16 protein-coding genes are annotated in these 16225 nt (G+C 60.4%); 7 read left to right on the top strand and 9 right to left on the bottom strand.

Annotated features, from left to right (window positions below):
• Positions 1-82: 82 nt before the first annotated feature.
• Entirely contained in the window at positions 83-397 is a 315-nt protein-coding gene (locus QYQ93_RS16150; RefSeq protein ID WP_338475034.1) for a DUF2834 domain-containing protein, read from the top strand.
• A 669-nt stretch (positions 398-1066) separates the two neighbouring features.
• On the opposite strand, the gene QYQ93_RS16145 is transcribed toward QYQ93_RS16150, so the two are convergent.
• Positions 1067-2278, bottom strand: coding sequence for an MFS transporter (locus QYQ93_RS16145; RefSeq protein ID WP_043051802.1), 1212 nt, complete (start codon positions 2276-2278; stop codon positions 1067-1069).
• 144 nt (positions 2279-2422) lie between these two features.
• Between QYQ93_RS16145 and QYQ93_RS16140 the strand changes: the two genes are divergently transcribed.
• Complete coding sequence (locus tag QYQ93_RS16140) at positions 2423-3196, top strand: AraC family transcriptional regulator (RefSeq protein WP_043051801.1); 774 nt, start codon at positions 2423-2425, stop codon at positions 3194-3196.
• Here the strand turns inward: QYQ93_RS16140 and QYQ93_RS16135 are convergent.
• Positions 3189-4376 (bottom strand): MFS transporter, encoded by a 1188-nt coding sequence (locus QYQ93_RS16135; protein WP_419178741.1) that lies wholly within the window; start codon positions 4374-4376, stop codon positions 3189-3191. The two genes, QYQ93_RS16140 and QYQ93_RS16135, sit on opposite strands and share 8 nt — an antisense overlap.
• Positions 4377-4569: 193 nt before the next feature.
• Between QYQ93_RS16135 and QYQ93_RS16130 the strand changes: the two genes are divergently transcribed.
• A complete protein-coding gene (locus tag QYQ93_RS16130; RefSeq protein WP_043051799.1) occupies positions 4570-5490 on the top strand; it encodes an AraC family transcriptional regulator in 921 nt (306 codons plus the stop codon).
• On the opposite strand, the gene QYQ93_RS16125 is transcribed toward QYQ93_RS16130, so the two are convergent.
• Together QYQ93_RS16125 and proP are read right to left on the bottom strand one after the other, a co-directional pair.
• Positions 5465-5968 carry a GAF domain-containing protein gene (locus tag QYQ93_RS16125; protein ID WP_338475033.1) on the bottom strand — a complete coding sequence of 168 codons (504 nt, stop codon included), beginning with the start codon at positions 5966-5968 and terminating at the stop codon, positions 5465-5467. The genes QYQ93_RS16130 and QYQ93_RS16125 overlap by 26 nt on opposite strands.
• 52 nt (positions 5969-6020) lie before the next feature.
• Entirely contained in the window at positions 6021-7523 is a 1503-nt protein-coding gene (proP, locus tag QYQ93_RS16120) for a glycine betaine/L-proline transporter ProP (protein WP_043051797.1), read from the bottom strand.
• Between the two features lie 934 nt (positions 7524-8457).
• Here proP and QYQ93_RS16115 point away from each other — a divergent pair.
• Both QYQ93_RS16115 and QYQ93_RS16110 read left to right on the top strand, forming a co-directional pair.
• On the top strand, positions 8458-8988 hold the full coding sequence (locus QYQ93_RS16115; RefSeq protein WP_338475032.1) for a GNAT family N-acetyltransferase: 531 nt from the start codon (positions 8458-8460) through the stop codon (positions 8986-8988).
• A 143-nt stretch (positions 8989-9131) separates the two neighbouring features.
• On the top strand, positions 9132-10535 hold the full coding sequence (locus tag QYQ93_RS16110) for an MFS transporter (protein ID WP_043051648.1): 1404 nt from the start codon (positions 9132-9134) through the stop codon (positions 10533-10535).
• On the opposite strand, the gene QYQ93_RS16105 is transcribed toward QYQ93_RS16110, so the two are convergent.
• Positions 10522-11382, bottom strand: coding sequence for an alpha/beta hydrolase (locus tag QYQ93_RS16105; RefSeq protein ID WP_338475031.1), 861 nt, complete (start codon positions 11380-11382; stop codon positions 10522-10524). The two genes, QYQ93_RS16110 and QYQ93_RS16105, sit on opposite strands and share 14 nt — an antisense overlap.
• Complete coding sequence (locus tag QYQ93_RS16100; RefSeq protein WP_338475030.1) at positions 11375-12361, bottom strand: DMT family transporter; 987 nt, start codon at positions 12359-12361, stop codon at positions 11375-11377. Before QYQ93_RS16100 ends, QYQ93_RS16105 begins: the two co-directional genes overlap by 8 nt.
• A 92-nt stretch (positions 12362-12453) precedes the next feature.
• Here QYQ93_RS16100 and QYQ93_RS16095 point away from each other — a divergent pair, with 92 nt between their 5' ends.
• Complete coding sequence (locus QYQ93_RS16095) at positions 12454-13362, top strand: LysR substrate-binding domain-containing protein (protein ID WP_043051651.1); 909 nt, start codon at positions 12454-12456, stop codon at positions 13360-13362.
• A 30-nt stretch (positions 13363-13392) separates the two neighbouring features.
• On the opposite strand, the gene QYQ93_RS16090 is transcribed toward QYQ93_RS16095, so the two are convergent.
• The 3 genes from QYQ93_RS16090 to QYQ93_RS16080 form a co-directional block, all read right to left on the bottom strand.
• Positions 13393-14685, bottom strand: coding sequence for a PQQ-dependent sugar dehydrogenase (locus tag QYQ93_RS16090; RefSeq protein WP_043051652.1), 1293 nt, complete (start codon positions 14683-14685; stop codon positions 13393-13395).
• A complete protein-coding gene (locus tag QYQ93_RS16085) occupies positions 14682-15107 on the bottom strand; it encodes a DUF2231 domain-containing protein (protein WP_043051653.1) in 426 nt (141 codons plus the stop codon). Before QYQ93_RS16085 ends, QYQ93_RS16090 begins: the two co-directional genes overlap by 4 nt.
• Positions 15108-15195: 88 nt before the next feature.
• Complete coding sequence (locus QYQ93_RS16080; protein WP_043051654.1) at positions 15196-15519, bottom strand: hypothetical protein; 324 nt, start codon at positions 15517-15519, stop codon at positions 15196-15198.
• 224 nt (positions 15520-15743) lie between these two features.
• Between QYQ93_RS16080 and QYQ93_RS16075 the strand changes: the two genes are divergently transcribed.
• Positions 15744-16223 (top strand): ATP-binding protein, encoded by a 480-nt coding sequence (locus tag QYQ93_RS16075; protein ID WP_338475029.1) that lies wholly within the window; start codon positions 15744-15746, stop codon positions 16221-16223.
• The last annotated feature ends 2 nt before the right edge of the window (positions 16224-16225 follow it).

The raw sequence follows: 16225 nt of genomic DNA, 5'->3' as shown, positions 1-16225 counted from the left end.
GCACGTCAACGCGATTGCGAGCGGCGGGCCTTTGTCGCTAAGGTGGCCGCGATGACGACCATTGCACTTCAAGGAAGAGACCATGCACAGACCCTATATCGCCCTGGCTGCCTTGCTGGGATTTACCCTCTACACGGTGGGGACGATGCTCACGGCCGAGCATTCGCTGTTGGCGTTTGGACGGGAACTGATGTCGCGGCCCGATACGGCGCAGGTGGTGATCGACCTGTATCTGATGGCGGTGCTGGCGTGTGTGTGGATGTACCGCGACGCGCGTGGGCGAGGGCGGTCGCTGGCGTCGGTGTTGCCGTACTTTTTGTTGACGGCGGTGTTTGTGTCGGTGGGGCCGTTGCTTTACATCGTGGTCAATGGGTTTTCCCGTCGGCCACGTAACTGAGCTGATGTGGCGGTTCGTTATGACCTGTGGTGGGACTTATTATGTGGGAGGGGGCTTGCTCCCGATGGCGGCCTGACTGCCGACCGGAATGTTGGATTGGTTCGAGTACATATCCATTGTTTAGGTAACGGCCACTATTGGTTCCGCCCTTACGGCGGGTCACTTTCGAAAAGCGCGAAAGTAACCAAAGCGCTCTTGCCCCACCACTCGGCACCTCGCTTAGGCTCGGTGTGCCCGTAATCCGCCATGGATTTGGGGGGCCGCCGCCACGCGCCATCCATGGCGCGGGGCGGCTAAACCGGCATCCCTGCCGGTTTACCCCCCAAATCCCTGTCGAATTCCGGCCAGCGTGGTTTAACGGGGCGCCTCAGATCAAAAGCAAGATCAAGAGCGGCTCGCTTCGCATCGTGGTTACTGGTGGTCGCTACGGCGGAGTTGTGTAGATACCCATGCTCTTCGGGGGCAAGCCCTAATGCCAGTCAGTTAAGGCTTTTTTGTAGGAGCGAGCTTGCTCGCGAAAAACTTACAGGCGCCGCGTTCATTCAGCAAACGCGCGTTATCGTTGACGTTTTTCGCGAGCAAGCTCGCTCCTACAGAAGGCGATGATCGCTTAACTGACAGGCATTAGGGCAAGCCCCCTCCCACATTTGGATTGGTTGCACCCAGCAATCACACCCCCTTTGTCGAAGGCAGCAATATCGTCAGGATGCCCACCAACGGCAGGAACGAACACAACTTGTAGACATACTCGATCCCATGATGGTCGGCGAGCATGCCGAGCAGCGCCGCACCGATCCCGCTGAAACCGAACATCAGGCCGAAGAATATCCCGGCGATCATGCCCACATTGCCGGGCACCAGCTCCTGGGCGAATACCACGATGGCCGAGAACGCCGAGGCGATGACGAAGCCGATGACCACGCTGAGTACGGCGGTCCAGAACAGGTCGACATAGGGCAGGGCGAGGGTGAACGGCGCGGCGCCGAGGATCGAGAACCAGATGACTTTCTTGCGGCCGATTTTGTCGCCGATCGGGCCACCGGCGAAGGTGCCGACCGCCACGGCGCCGAGGAACAGGAACAGGTACATCTGCGAGCTGGAAACCGACAGCTGGAACTTCTCAATCAGGTAGAAGGTGAAGTAGCTGGTCAGGCTGGTCATGTACCAGTATTTGGAGAACACCAGCACGGCCAGGACCACCAGGGCAAAGGTCACGCGGCCTTTGGACAGGCCATGGGTTGCCTGGCTGCCTTGCTTGAGCTTGAACAGGTTGAGGTGGTGGCGGTACCAGCGACTCAAACCGTACAGCACCAGGATCGCGAACACTGCGAACAGGCCGAACCAGGCGATATGGCTTTGGCCGTAGGGAATGATGATGGCCGCCGCCAGCAACGGGCCGAAGGCGCTGCCGGTGTTGCCGCCGACCTGGAAGGTCGATTGCGCCAAGCCATAGCGGCCACCGGAAGCCAGGCGGGCGACGCGGGAGGTTTCCGGGTGGAAGGTCGACGAGCCGACGCCCACCAACCCCGCCGCGAGCAGAATCGCCGGGAAGCTGCCGACAAACGCCAGCATCAAAATACCGATCAAGGTGCACACCATGCCTGCCGGCAGCAGCCAGGGTTTGGGGTGACGGTCGGTGTGATAGCCGATCCAGGGTTGCAGCAGGGATGCGGTCAACTGGAAGGTCAGGGTAATCAGGCCGACCTGGGTGAAGCTCAGGCCGTAGTTGGCCTTGAGCATCGGGTAGACCGACGGCAGCACGGCCTGGATCAGGTCATTGATCAAATGCGCCAGGGCACAGGCGCCAAGGACGCGCATCACCAAGGGGCTTATCTGGGGCGTGGCTGTGGCAGCGGCGGGTGTCGCGGTGAGACTCGACATGCGGGCATTCCATACAAGGCAGCAAACAGGGGCAGACAGGACTTTAGCTGGCAGCCATTTCTAATTGTTTCGAAAGCTATGCTAAATTCGAAGAAAAAGCCTGTCTCGCGCAATTCGGGCAGAAACCATCGCAAAAAGGGCAAAATGATCAGATCACTGGATAAATTTCTTCGGGATATCGATGAGGGCGACTGGGCTGTCATCAGCTCGGCCACCGATTATCCGGAAAACTGGGTGATCCCTGAACACAGCCACAACAAGCATCAGCTGCTGTACGCCATCGGTGGCGTCATGGTGGTGTATTCGGCCCTGCGGCAATGGACGGTACCGCCCAATCGTGGCTTTTGGATGCCCTGTGGTCAAGTTCACTCATTGCGCTGCGTAGGCACGTTGAAGATGCGCAGTGTGTTCGTGCGCCCGGACAGCTTCCCGAACCTGCCGGCCGAGCCGAAGACAGTGACGGTTTCCCCATTGCTGAGTGAGCTGATCAAGGCTTCGGTCAGCCTGAAACCGCCCTATGCCGAGGACTCACGCGATGCCCGGATCATGCACCTGATCCTCGACGAACTGGCCAACCTACCCGCCTTGCCACTGTCCCTGCCACAACCTGTTGACCCGCGCCTGAGCCAGATCTGCCTGGCGTTGCAGAACGAACCGGGAGATGCCTCCACCGTCGCGCACTGGAGTACGCGCCTGGGGCTGGACCAAACCACCATCCAGCGCCTGTTCCGCAAGGAAACCGGCATGACCTTCGGCCAATGGCGCCAGCAGGCGCGGCTGCTGCTGGCGCTGGAGCGCATTGCGGTGGGGGAGAAGATTATCGATGTGGCGTTTGAACTGGGGTATGAGAGCCCGAGTGCGTTTACCAGTATGTTCAAGAAGCAGTTTGGCAGGACGCCGAGCCAGTTTTTCAGATAACGCCTTTGATAACGTGCATACGCGCTGGGCGGCGTGAGGCCAGGCAGGCCAGCAGCGTGGCGACTATCAGCAATCCAGCGCTCAGTTCAAAGGTAGCCTGGTAGCCGCTCAGGTCGAACGCCACGCCACCGACGGTGGCGCCGGCTGCAATCGCCAATTGAATGATGGCGACCATCAATCCGCCCCCGGCCTCGGCGTCGTCGGGCAAGGTTTTTGCCAGCCAGGTCCACCAGCCTACGGGCGCGGCGGTTGCTACCAGACCCCAACTGCCCAGCAGCAGCGTAGTCATCAGCGTTGAACTGCCGAATGCCACCAGCGCCAGGGCGATGCCTGCCATGATCAATGGAATGGCAATCAGCGTCGGATAAAGGTTGTGCTTCAGGAGACGGTCAATCAAGAACGTGCCCGTCAGACCTGCCAGACCGAGCACCAGCAGTATCAACGACAACGTGGACACCCCGACCCGCGTGACACTTTCCAGGAACGGGCGCAGGTAGGTGAACAACATGAACTGGCCCATGAAGAACACGCTGACGGCGAACATGCCCAGGGCCACCGTAGAACTTTTCATCAGGCGCAATGCGTTGCCGGTTTTCGCTTTGCCGGTGGGCTTCAACGCTGGCAGGCTGACCAGCAGCCACACCAGTGCAATCACAGCCACTGGCACCACGCAGAAAAACGCTCCGCGCCAGCCGATTATGCCGCCGAGAAAGCTGCCCAGCGGCGCCGCAATTACCGTCGCCAGGGCGTTGCCGCCGTTGACGATGGCCAAGGCTCGCGGTACTTGGGCCGGCGACACCAGGCGCATGGCCGTGGCTGCCGACAGCGACCAGAAGCCGCCAATCGCCACGCCGATCAAGCCACGGCCGAGCATGAACACCCAGTATGTGGGCGCGAACGCCACCACCGTGCCGGAGATAATCATCAGCAGCGTCAGCGCCATCAATAGGCGCTTGCGATCCACCCGTGCAGCAATCGACGCGATCACCAGGCTGGTGAGCAGGGCAAACACACCCGATACGGAAATGCCCTGGCCGGCCTGGCCTTCGCTGATGTGCAAGTCGGCGGCCAAGGGCGTCAGCAGGCTGACGGGCATGAATTCGGAGGCGACCAGTGCGAACGCCGCAAGCGACATCGCCAGCACTGCGCCCCAACGTTGCGGTTCGCAGGCGTTGGACATCATTGCAAAAGGCTCAGCAGGTGTTTCATAGGAATGTTCCTTGGCGAGGTATCGATCCATTTTCCCCAGGCAGGCAAGGCTTCTGTAGTGCGTTTCAGCGGATTACTTGCCTGATCCTCTAAGTTTCAGCCATTTGCGGCGACGCCCTGGATGTACGCAGGTAAAGTTGCATGAAGAATTGCAAGGGCCTGCCATGACCAACACTCAATCGCTGCTGGATGCGCTGATTCAGTCCATTGATTCACGCACCCCGGCGCCCGGTGACTATTCGATGTCGATTGCCGGGCTGGGGTTTTATCGGCGTGACCAACCTGCTGCGCCGGTGGTATGCATGGTCGAACCGTGCATCGTGCTGGTAGTGCAGGGCGAGAAGCAGTTGTGGGTCGGCGGTGAGGGCTACCCCTACGACGCCTCCCGCTTCCTGGTGACGTCGCTGGACATTCCGGCCAATTCGCAAGTGCTGGTTGCCAGCCCCGAGCAACCCTGCCTGGGGCTGACGTTCAAACTGGACCTGCGCATGCTGGCCGAGCTGATTGCCCAGGGTGATCTGCCGCCGACCCGTGAACGGACAATGATGAAGGGCGTTGGTATCGGCTCGGTGACTGGCGGCATGCTGGCTGGCTTCGCGCGCCTGGTGGCGCTGCTGGACGAGCCCGAAGCGATACCGGTGCTTGCGCCGCTGATCCAGCGCGAGATTCATTACCGCCTATTGAAAAGCGATCAGGCCGCTCGCCTGCGCCAGATCTGCTCGGTGGACGGGCAGGGCTATCGCATTGCCAAGGCCATCGATTGGCTGAAATTGAATTTTGCCGCCGCACTGCGTGTGGAAGAATTGGCAGCCCGCGTGCAGATGAGCGCGGCAACCTTTCATCATCATTTCCGGCAATTGACCGCAATGAGTCCTTTGCAATACCAGAAATGGCTGCGCTTGAACGAGGCGCGACGCTTGATGTTGAACGAGCACCGGGACGTGTCCAGCGCCGCGTTCAAAGTGGGCTATGAGAGCCCGTCACAGTTCAGCCGTGAGTACAGTCGGCTGTTTGGCTTGGCGCCCAAGCGCGATATCGCCTTGTTACGGGGCAGGGATGTCAGTGATCCGCCGGGCTCAGATTAGCGTAGAAAATGCAGCCGATAAGCCGCGCAAACAGGCTCAGGGTTTCAGGCAGATTGGGGTCATCGAACAGCATCGCCCGCGAATCCAGCGCACACAGCGCTCCGAACAGGCGCCCATCGGGCAGAAAGATCGGCGCGCCGGCATAGCTTTCAATGGCGTATTGCTTGACCACCGGGCGCGACGCAAAGCGGCCGTTTTGACTGATCTGCGGGATGAACATGGCCTGGGGGTTGATGCAGAACTCACTGCATAGGGTGGTTTCCAGGTCGAGTACATCGTCGACATTGATGCCCATTTGCAGAGGGTCGTAGGCCGAGCAGACCACCCATTCCAGGTCAGTAAATTTGGCGATGCCGGCAAATCTCATGCCGGTCAAGCGCGTGACCAGCTTGAGGATGTTGGTTGTGGCTTCGATTTCTGCGATAGCGGCGCGTTCGTCTGCGCTGAGTAGCGATTGTGCGGTGACGCTTGGATGCATGCTGAACACTCCAATGGCGTGGCCGCTCGCAGCGGCCACGCACAGTCAGGTCTTAGTTGATCCGTGGGTGCTGCTGCACCAGGTTTTCACGTTTGGCTTGCAGCGCGGCAATCTCGGCGTCGATGTCTTCGATCTTCTGCTCGATATTGTCATGATGCTCCTGCAGCAGTTCCTTGGCTTCCGCCATATCGGACGCCGCAGGTGCGGCGCCGCGTAGGGGCTTGTTGGCGGTTTCCTTCATGGTCAGGCCAGTGACCAGGCCGACCACGGCGAACACCATCAGGTAGTAGGCAGGCATGTACAGGTCGTTGGTGCTTTCCACCAGCCAGGCGACGACGGTTGGCGTGACGCCGGCGATCAGCACCGAGACGTTGAATGCACTGGCCAGGGCGCTGTAGCGCAGGTGCGTAGGGAACATTGCCGGCAAGGTGGAGGCCATCACGCCGATAAAGAAGTTCAGCACAATGGCCAGGATCAGCAGGCCGCTGAAGATCAGCCCGGTCTTGCCGCTGGTGATCAGCATGAACGCCGGGATCGACAGGAACAGCAGACCGATGCTGCCGGCGATGATGAACGGCTTGCGGCCGATCTTGTCGCTGACAAAGCCAATGAACGGCTGCACGAACAACATGCCGACCATGATTGCGATGATGATCAGTACGCCGCTGTTTTCGGCGTAGTGCAGGTTGTGGGACAGGTAGCTCGGCATGTAGGTGAGCAGCATGTAGTAGGTCACGTTGGTGGCCGCGACGATACCGATGCAGGTCAACAGGCTGCGCCAGTGCTTGGTGGCGATTTCCTTGAACGACACTCGAGGGCCGTGGGTCAGGCCTTCGCGGTCGCCTTGTTCAAGCTTGTCGACGTGCTGCTGGAATGCTGGGGTCTCTTCCAGCGCATGGCGCAGGTACAGGCCGATCATGCCCAGGGGCAGGGCGAGGAAGAACGGCAGGCGCCAGCCCCAGGATTCGAATTCGGCTTCGCCGAGCACGGTGGAGATCAATACCACCACACCAGCGCCAAGCACGAAACCGGCAATCGAACCGAAGTCCAGCCAACTGCCGAGGAAGCCGCGCTTGCGGTCCGGAGCGTACTCGGCGACGAAGATCGACGCGCCAGTGTACTCGCCACCCACCGAGAAGCCTTGGGCCATTTTGCACAACAGCAGCAAAATCGGCGCCCAGATGCCGATGGAAGCGTAGCCGGGAATCAAGCCAATGGCGAAGGTGCTCAGGGACATGATCACGATGGTGGCGGCGAGGACTTTTTGCCGCCCGTACTTATCGCCCAATGCGCCGAAGAACAGGCCGCCCAGTGGGCGAATCAGGAAGGGCACGGAGAAGGTGCCCAGTGCAGCGATCATTTGCACGCTGGGGGACGCGTCGGGGAAGAACACCTTGCCCAGCACATAGGCGACAAAGCCATACACACCAAAGTCGAACCATTCCATGGCATTGCCCAGTGCGGCAGCAGTGATTGCTTTGCGCATCTTGCTGTCGTCGACAATGGTGATGTCTTTCAAGCCGATGGGTTTGACGCGTTTTTTCCGTAATTTCATGCGGGCCACTCTTAAAGCTGAACAGGGGAGGTGCCATCGCCACGATGGCACCACTCTGTCAGTTCAGATACAAGAGGACACGAAATAATTCACCCCGGCGGGTACTTTTTCTCGCGGTTGCGAAAATATCGTTATCAGTGCCCTCGCAGCAGCGTGCAAATCCAGGCTTCAACCAAATTCAAATCTGGGAGGGGGCTTGCTCCCGATGGCCATAGGTATCTACACAACTTCGTGGGCTGTATCCGCCGAGGGTAACCACGATGCGAAGCGAGCAGCTCTTGATCTTGATCTGCTTTTGATCTTAGGCGCCCCGTCAAACCACGCTGGCCGGAATTCGACAGGGATTTGGGGGGTAAACCGGCAGGGATGCCGGTTTAGCCGCCCCGCGCCATGGATGGCGCGTGGCGGCGGCCCCCCAAATCCCTGTCGGATTACGGGCACACCGAGCCTAAGCGAGGTGCCGAGTGGTGGGGCAAGAGCGTTTTGGTTACTTTTGCGCTTTTCAAAAGTGACCCGCTGTAAAAGCCAGCCCTTTCAAGGTCTTTGGAAAAAGCCCCAAAACATGATCGTTTTTTGACCAAAAGAGATGCTGGCTGAGCCAAATTCAACTCGTTTATTTCTTAATTTCAGCCTGGAATTGGCGTAGGACGCGATTTAGGCAAAGACCTTGAAAGGGCTGGCTGTAAAAGCGGAACCAATAGCAGCCGTTACCGCAGGAATGGATATGTACTCGGTCTGATCCAACATTCTGGTCGGCTGTCAGGCCGCCATCGGGAGCAAGCCCCCTCCCACATTTGGTCTTCGCTGCTTTAAGCATTTCGTTCGCTTAACTGACAGGCATTAGAGCAATCCCCCACATTGTTGAGCGGCGGCGATGGCGATATTGGCTAAACTCGGTTCGCAGGTTCATGCCGTAAATCGGGACGTCATTTGTATGCAAAACCGCCATTCACGCCTCAGCTACCGCCAACCACAGCCCGCTGATGTTCAGCAATTGCTCGCGATATTCGGCGACCCGCAGACCAATTTGTTCAACCCGGCCGGGCCCATGCCGGATCTCGCGGCGGCCCGGCGCTTGCTGGCCCATTGGATGGAACAATGGGCCACTCACGGCTACGGCTGGTGGGCGATTGTCCGTAAAGAAGCGCCCGGACACATCATCGGGTTTGGCGGCATTGCGCCGCTAAACTATCTGACACAACGACGCGTCAACCTCGGCTATCGCTTTGCCGTCGAAGCCTGGGGGCAGGGCTACGCCACCGAGGTGGGGCGTGATGCGTTGGTGCTGGCGTTTGAAACCCTCGGTCTGCCGGAAGTCTTCGGGCTGGTACGACCCGACCATGTCGCGTCGATCCGTGTGCTGGAAAAGATCGGCATGCAACCTTTCGGCCTGTTGGACGACGTGCCAGGCCAAGCACCTAGCTTGGTGATGCGGGTTTGTCATCCTACAACTGCTCAAGACTGACATTTTTTATACTCATCTGTTTCCCGGATAACCGGCCCTTTTTCTGATTGACACTGCGCAGGCGTCCCGATATAAAAGTCGCAGTTGTACGACGACATATAACGTTACATATGTCCTATCTAACAAAAATAAAAAGTGATGCCATGAATCTGAACGAGCCCATCAGTGCCCATCGTGTCGGCCAGGCAGTCGGCAGCTATCGCTGGACGATCTGCGCGATGCTGTTTTTCGCCACCACGGTCAATTACCTCGACCGCCAGGTGCTCAGCCTGTTGGCACCGCAACTCTCGACACAATTTGGCTGGAGCAACACCGACTACGCCAACATCGCGGCGGTGTTCCAGTTTGTCTATGCCATCTCCATGCTGTTTGCCGGGCGGTTTGTCGACAAGATCGGCACCAAGACCGCGTATGTAGTGGCGATTGGGATCTGGTCCACCGGGGCGATCATGCATGCTTTCTCGGTGCCGATGGGCGAGGGCATCGCCGCGATCAGCGGGGCAATCGGCCTGGCGGTGATCCCGGTGTCGATTGCCGGTTTCATGTTGTCCCGGGCAGTATTGGCGATTGGTGAAGCAGGCAACTTTCCCATTGCGATCAAGGCGACTGCCGAGTATTTCCCCAAGAAAGAACGCTCCCTGGCCACCGGCATTTTCAACTCCGGTGCCAACGTCGGTGCGATCCTGGCGCCGATCTGTGTGCCACTGATTGCCGGCCTGTGGGGCTGGGAAGCGGCCTTTATGGTCATCGGCATGCTGGGGTTCCTGTGGGTCGCGGTCTGGGCCGCGGTATACGAAAAACCGGAACAGCAAAAACGCCTGTCGGCCGAAGAACTGGCCTATATCCGCAGCGACCAGACCGTACCACCGTTGACTCCAGCGCCTGCGGGCACCACCGCAAAGAAAGTCTCCTGGTTCAAGCTGCTGACCTACCGCCAGACTTGGGCGTTCGCTTTTGGCAAGTTCATGACCGATGGCGTGTGGTGGTTCTTCCTGTTCTGGCTGCCCACCTACCTGTCGGCACAGTACGGCATGAAAGGCGCCGATATCGTCATGCCGCTGGCGGTGCTGTACAGCATGACCATGGTCGGCAGCATCGGTGGCGGCTGGTTCCCCAGCTATTTCATGGCGCGTGGCGATGCGCCCTATGACGGACGCATGAAAGCCATGCTGGTGATTGCGCTGTTCCCGCTGGTGGTGTTGCTGGCGCAGCCGCTCGGTTACCTGAGCTTCTGGGTGCCGGTGCTGCTCATCGGCGTGGGCGCCTCGGCGCACCAGGCGTGGTCGTGCAATATCTTCACCACCGTGTCCGACATGTTCCCGCAGAAAACCGTGGCCTCGGTGGTCGGCATCGGTGGCATGGCCGGTGGCCTGGGCGGCGTGGTCATGACCAAGATCGGCGGCTGGGTGTTCGACTATTACAAGTCGATCAACGACATCCACACCGGCTACATGATCATGTTTGCCATTTGCGCCCTGGCCTACCTGGTGGCCTGGAGCGTGATGAAGGCACTGGTGCCGCGCCACAAGGAAATCACTGATCTCTAGTGGCCACTGCGGGCAAGCGGAGAAACGCCATCAGCGCGGCAACGATAGACTCTGGAGCATCTTCTTGCACCAGATGCCCGGCATGGGGGACGCGCAGGTAGCGTGCCCCGGCCAATCTGCCAGCCAGTGCATCGCCTTGCGCCACCGGGATCCACTGATCCTCCTCACCCCAGAGCAACTGCACCGGGCAGCGGATGCTGGCAAGCTGCACTTCAATGGCGTCGGTATAACGCTGATCCATTTGTGCAATCTGACGGTAAAAGGCTGCCTGGCCACTCTCGCCTGTCCATGGCGTGACATAGGCGTGCAGCACCTCGGCAGGCAGCGGCTTGAAGGCGGCGCCCTGGAGATACGCGCGCACAATCGCCTCATGGATATACGCCGGCGCGTCGCTGAATGCCTGTTCATGGCGGCGCACATGCTGGACCAGCGGCGAACCCCAGGGCGCGAGGGCGACGGGATCGATCAAGGTCAGGCTGGCGTAGTCGCAGCCATCCAGCAGATGTGCCCGTAGTGCCGTGGCACCGCCAAAGTCATGGGCGAGCACATGGGGCCGCTCCAGCCGCCAATGTTGGAGCAGCGCGGCGAGCAGAATGTTTTGCACGCCGAGGGAGACGTCCTGCCCCGAGGCTTTTTCCGACTGGCCGTAGCCAAGCAGGTCGTAATAGAACACGCGACAGTGCCGGGCGAACAATGGCGCGATGCGTCGCCATACGTGGGACGAGAAGGGTGTGCCGTGCACCATCACCAGGGCCGGCCCCTGGGTGCCGAGCTGGCCCCAGCGCACGACGTGGCCATGAAAATCAAAGGCTTCGGGCAGTGCCAGGGCGTCACTTGAGTCAGTCATGTTGCAGTTCTCCCAAAGTCTGGTGGGTTGCCGCAGGTTTTGCCTGCGCCAGGATGATACGCACCGCCATCACCACGCCAATCAGCACGGCGGCCAGGCCCGCGACCTCCAGGAGCGTCGGCCAGCGCTGGTGAAACCAAAGGCCGAGCAGGGTGGCGAACAAGGATTCAAGGGCAATCAATTGACCGCTCAACACCATGGGCAGGCGCCGCGTCGCTGCGTTCCAGGCCCACGCGCCGACGACGGTGGACATCACCGCGATCACCAGGCTCCAGGCATACAACGGCCATGCCTGGCTCCAACCAGCGCCAAGGGATGGCAACTGCAATAAGCCTAGCGCGTATATCCAGGGCAGCAGGCACAGCGCCGCTACGCCTGCACCCACCAGCATCAGGGCGGTCCAAAGACCGGTTGCGCCGGCTGGCAGGCGCGCCAGCTGCTTTTGGTTGATCACGCTGAACCCCAGCCATAAGGCCACCGCACCCAACGAGAAGCACAATCCGGCCAGCCAGGAACCGCTACCCAGCGAGGGCTGGTGCAGGCTGCTGATGTTGGCCAGCAACAGCCCCACCGTGAGGCAAGACAGCGGCATCACCAACTGGCGCCAATGCAGGGTCTTATGGCTGGCGTTGCCTACCAGCGCCAATAGCACCGGGACCATGCCGACGCAGGCTGGCGTCAATACCGGGCCGCCGAATATCACGCCGGCGGCAATACAGACGCCATAGCCCAGGCAACCCAATGCGCCCAGTATCGCCGCGAACAGCCGCTGGCCTGGGCTTAGCACAGGCAGTTGCGCCCGGCACAGGATCATCCAGACGACACCGAGTCCCCCGGCTATCAAGAAGCGCACGGCCATCAGGTCGTAGAGGCTGTAGGCCCCGGTGACGTAGGGCGCAATAAAATTCAGCGCCCAGCCGAGGGTGGCGACCACCGCGAATATCACGCCGATAGAAACCGAGGTTGGGGAAGTGCTCATCAGGCTGATCCATGAAGTAATGCATCCATGGTGCCCAGCCACGTGGGTGTGCTACAAACGAGTTCTCGGCCTTGAATGCATAACCTCAGATTATGAATCTACTCGGCAAAACCCTACCGCCCCTCGCCAGTTTGTTGCCGTTTGAAGCGGCGGCGCGCCTGGAGAGTTTCTCCAAGGCGGCCGAAGAGCTGCACATCACCCAGGCGGCTGTCAGCCGGCAGATTCGTGGGCTGGAAGACAATCTGGGGGTGAAACTGTTCATCCGGCGCAACCGTGCGGTGTTCCTCACGCAAGAGGGGCGTGAGTTGGGGCGGGTGGTCAGCCTTGCGTTGCAAAGCATCAGTGATGGCGCGGCTAACCTGCGCGCCTCCCCGCAACGCAACCGGGTGGTGTTGCTGTGCCAATTGTGTGAGGCGTTCTATTGGCTGATGCCGCGTTTGTCGACGTTTCACCAGCAATACCCGCAGATTGAAATCCAGGTAGTGACCTGCACGCGGCCTATCACCCAGTTCGATGGACATTTCGATGTGGCCCTGCAAAGTACCCGGCGCGCCAGTGGCGCCCATAGGCTGATGTTCACCGCCTCCGACGAGGTGTTCCCGGTGTGCAGCCCGGCCTACCTTTGCCCGCAACAACCGTTATCGCTGGCTGAGTTACAGCCCTGCACGTTTTTGCACCACAGCTCCGAGCCTCCGCACCTGATGGAGTGGAATGAGTGGCTGCAGGTGTTCGGTCGGGTGTTGGCCAGGGATGCGCGCAGTGCCACTTTCGACAGCTACCCGCTGATGTTGCAGGCGGCGGTGGAAGGGCACGGTGTCGCCATGGGCTGGCGTCGTACCGCAAGCCGGTTGATCGAGAGTGGGGCGTTGGTAAGGCCCTGTGCTGAAAGCGTGTTTTTGCCTGAGGCTATTTCGGTCTACAGGCAGCAAGGGGCGGGCAGTCGGGACGAGGTAGAAGCGCTGCTGGCGTGGCTGCAAGCGCAATTGCACAGTGACGGCTGACAGGGGCGTCGCCACCCCTGTCATATCCGGTTAACGGTTACGGGTGACTCGCCAAACGGTATTGGCCAGGTCATCGGCAATGATCAGCGCACCTTTGGGGTCCACCGTCACGCCCACCGGGCGCCCACGGGTCTTGCCATCGTCACCGCGAAACCCTGTGGCGAAGTCGATGGGTTCGCCAGCAGGCTTGCCATTGCTGAACGGCACGAAGATCACCTTGTAGCCCACCGGCTTGTCGCGGTTCCAGCTGCCGTGTTCGCCGACAAACACGCCATCGGCAAATTTTTCACCCATGGCCGGGATGGAAAAATCCACGCCCAATGCCGCCACATGGGAGCCCAGGCTGTAATCGGGCTTGATCGCCGCGGCCACCTTGGCGGGGTTCTGCGGTTGTGCGCGTGGGTCGACGTTCTGGCCCCAGTAGCTGTACGGCCAGCCGTAGAAGGCGCCTTCTCGCACCGACGTCAGGTAGTCCGGCACCAGGTCGGGGCCGAGTTCATCGCGTTCGTTGACCACCGTCCACAGTTGCCCGGAACCCGGTTGGATGGTCAGCGCCGTGGGGTTGCGCAAGCCGGTTGCGTAGGGCCTGTGGGCACCGGTGGCCGCGTCGATCTGCCAGACCATGGCGCGGTCAATCTCCACTTCCATGCCGCGTTCGGTGATGTTGCTGTTGGAGCCAATTCCCACATACAGCTGGCGTCCGTCGTCGCTCACGGCCAATGACTTGGTCCAGTGGTGGTTGATCTGCGCCGGCAGGTCGGTGACTTTGACGGGCGGGGCGCTGGCCTTGGTCTGGCCATCGGCATAGTCGAAGCGCACCAGTGCGTCCTGGTTGGCTACATAGAGTTTGCCGTCGGCGAACGCCAGGCCATAGGGTGCGTTGAGGTTATCGGCGAACACCGTCTTGAGCTCGTAGGTACCGTCACCGTCGGCGTCGCGCAGCAGGGTAATGCGGTTGCCGCCCTTGACCTTGGTATTGCCCTGGGCCTTGATCACGCTGGCGATCACATCCTTGGGCTTGAGCTTGGCCGCACTGCCGCCACGGCCTTCGGCCACCAGGATGTCACCGTTGGGCAGCACCAGGGTCTGGCGCGGGATCGCCAGGTCGGTGGCGATGGCGGTCACGCTGTAGCCTTCGGGCACTTGGGGTTTTTGTTCGCCCCATGGGGTGGGCTCGGCGATCTTCATGCTCGGCAGCAGGCTGCTTTGTTGTTCGGGCAGCTTGGGATCGGGGCCGCGGGCCTGGGTTTTGTCGCCTTCGCCACCGCAGGCACTGAGCAGCAGGGCGGCGCTGAGCAAGGTCAGTGTGTTGAGGGTCTTCATCGGGCAACTCCTGAGCGCAGGTTGGTCAAGCCGATCCAGGTCGCGATGATCGCCATCACAGTGACAATCGCCGACAGCACCAGGCCGGTGGGCATCATGGCGTAGGCGTCCTTGGCATGCTGGAACGCATTGACCAGCCCAAGCACCCAGGTGCCCAGCAACAGCAGGAAGTAAGCCACAGGTCGCCCGCCCTTGTGCTCGGCGCGCACCAGGTTGACCAGCGCAAACAGCAGGGCAAAACCGCAGAACACCAGCGCCCCGGCGATCAGCCACGAGGCGAAGTTGGCCCATTGGATCTGGTAGGTCTGGCCGTAGGCGATATCACTGAGCAAGGCCCCGAGAAACAGCGGCACGGTGCCTGCCAGCAAGGTCCCATGCAATGGGCCAGGTCTGACGACGGGGTAAGTGGGGAGGGTAGTCATGGGGGTGGCGGCTCCTTATCGTTCTGCACCCTGGGCTCAGGGTGCGCTGACTTCGCATAGGAAAGGAGCATGGCATTTGTAAGAAAGTTCACTGGGAGGTCGTGTCGAGATGTTTTTCGAACCATGCCGCGTAGGGGGTATTGCTGACTTTGCAGCGGTTGTAATCCGGAGCGCCGTCGTGCCACCACGCCGGCCCACGCTCGCCCAATGCGACCTTGGCATGCTGCACCTGCTGCCGCGCGGCTTTCAATGCCTGGGCGTCAGTGTCGCCCTTGGCCGCTTTGACCGCTCGGCGTGCATCCATCAGTACATTAACCCAATGCTGGCGGGTTGCCTCATCCAAGGCCGGATTGGTACAGCGCCACAGTTGCCCCTTGACCACAAAATAACGGCCGTCCGGTGTGCTAAGCATGATGCCGGTGTAGCACCCGCAGCACGCCCCACAGCATCGACATCACAATTGCCATCCAACCGGCAAACAGGCTGAAGAGTGTCATTGCAAGGTTCATCACAGTCTCCCCATTGCGTTGTTGTCTCTTTATAGGTGACCTCGCTCGTACACCAGGATTCAACTGGATGTGTTTACGGCTGCGGCTGCATGATTCATCCTGCCGGGCCGATAAGAGGAAACGCCTTATGCCAACCCTGCATCTGCTGTGCGGCAAGATTGCCTCCGGCAAGTCCACCCTCGCCAAGACCCTGGCCGCCGAGCACCGAGCCATTGTGCTCAGCGAAGACCACTGGCTGGCCAGTCTTTACCCCGGTGAAATCCAGGCCATCGCCGACTACCTGCGCTGTGCCCAGCGGGTGCGCGGTGTACTCGGACCGCTGGTGGTCAATCTGTTGGAAACCGGCGTGAATGTGGTCCTGGATTTCCCGGCCAACACCCTGGCCAACCGTGAGTGGTTGCTCGGCCTGGCCCAAACGGCCAACGTGCCCCACCGCCTGCATTATCTGGAACTGGACGATGCGACCTGCCGTGCCCGCCTGCACGCGCGCAACGCCCAGGGCGAGCACGACTTTGCTGCAACTGACGCCGAATTCGACCTGATCACTCGCCACTTTAGTGTGCCGAGTGAAGAGGAAGGCCTGGTGATTGAGGTGCATCGCCCGTGACC

The sequence above is a fragment of the Pseudomonas khavaziana genome (genome assembly GCF_036704165.1).
Classification (GTDB): domain Bacteria; phylum Pseudomonadota; class Gammaproteobacteria; order Pseudomonadales; family Pseudomonadaceae; genus Aquipseudomonas; species Aquipseudomonas khavaziana.
The sequence above is the reverse complement of the archived record's forward strand: the minus strand, read 5'-3'. Positions and strand labels throughout refer to the sequence as shown.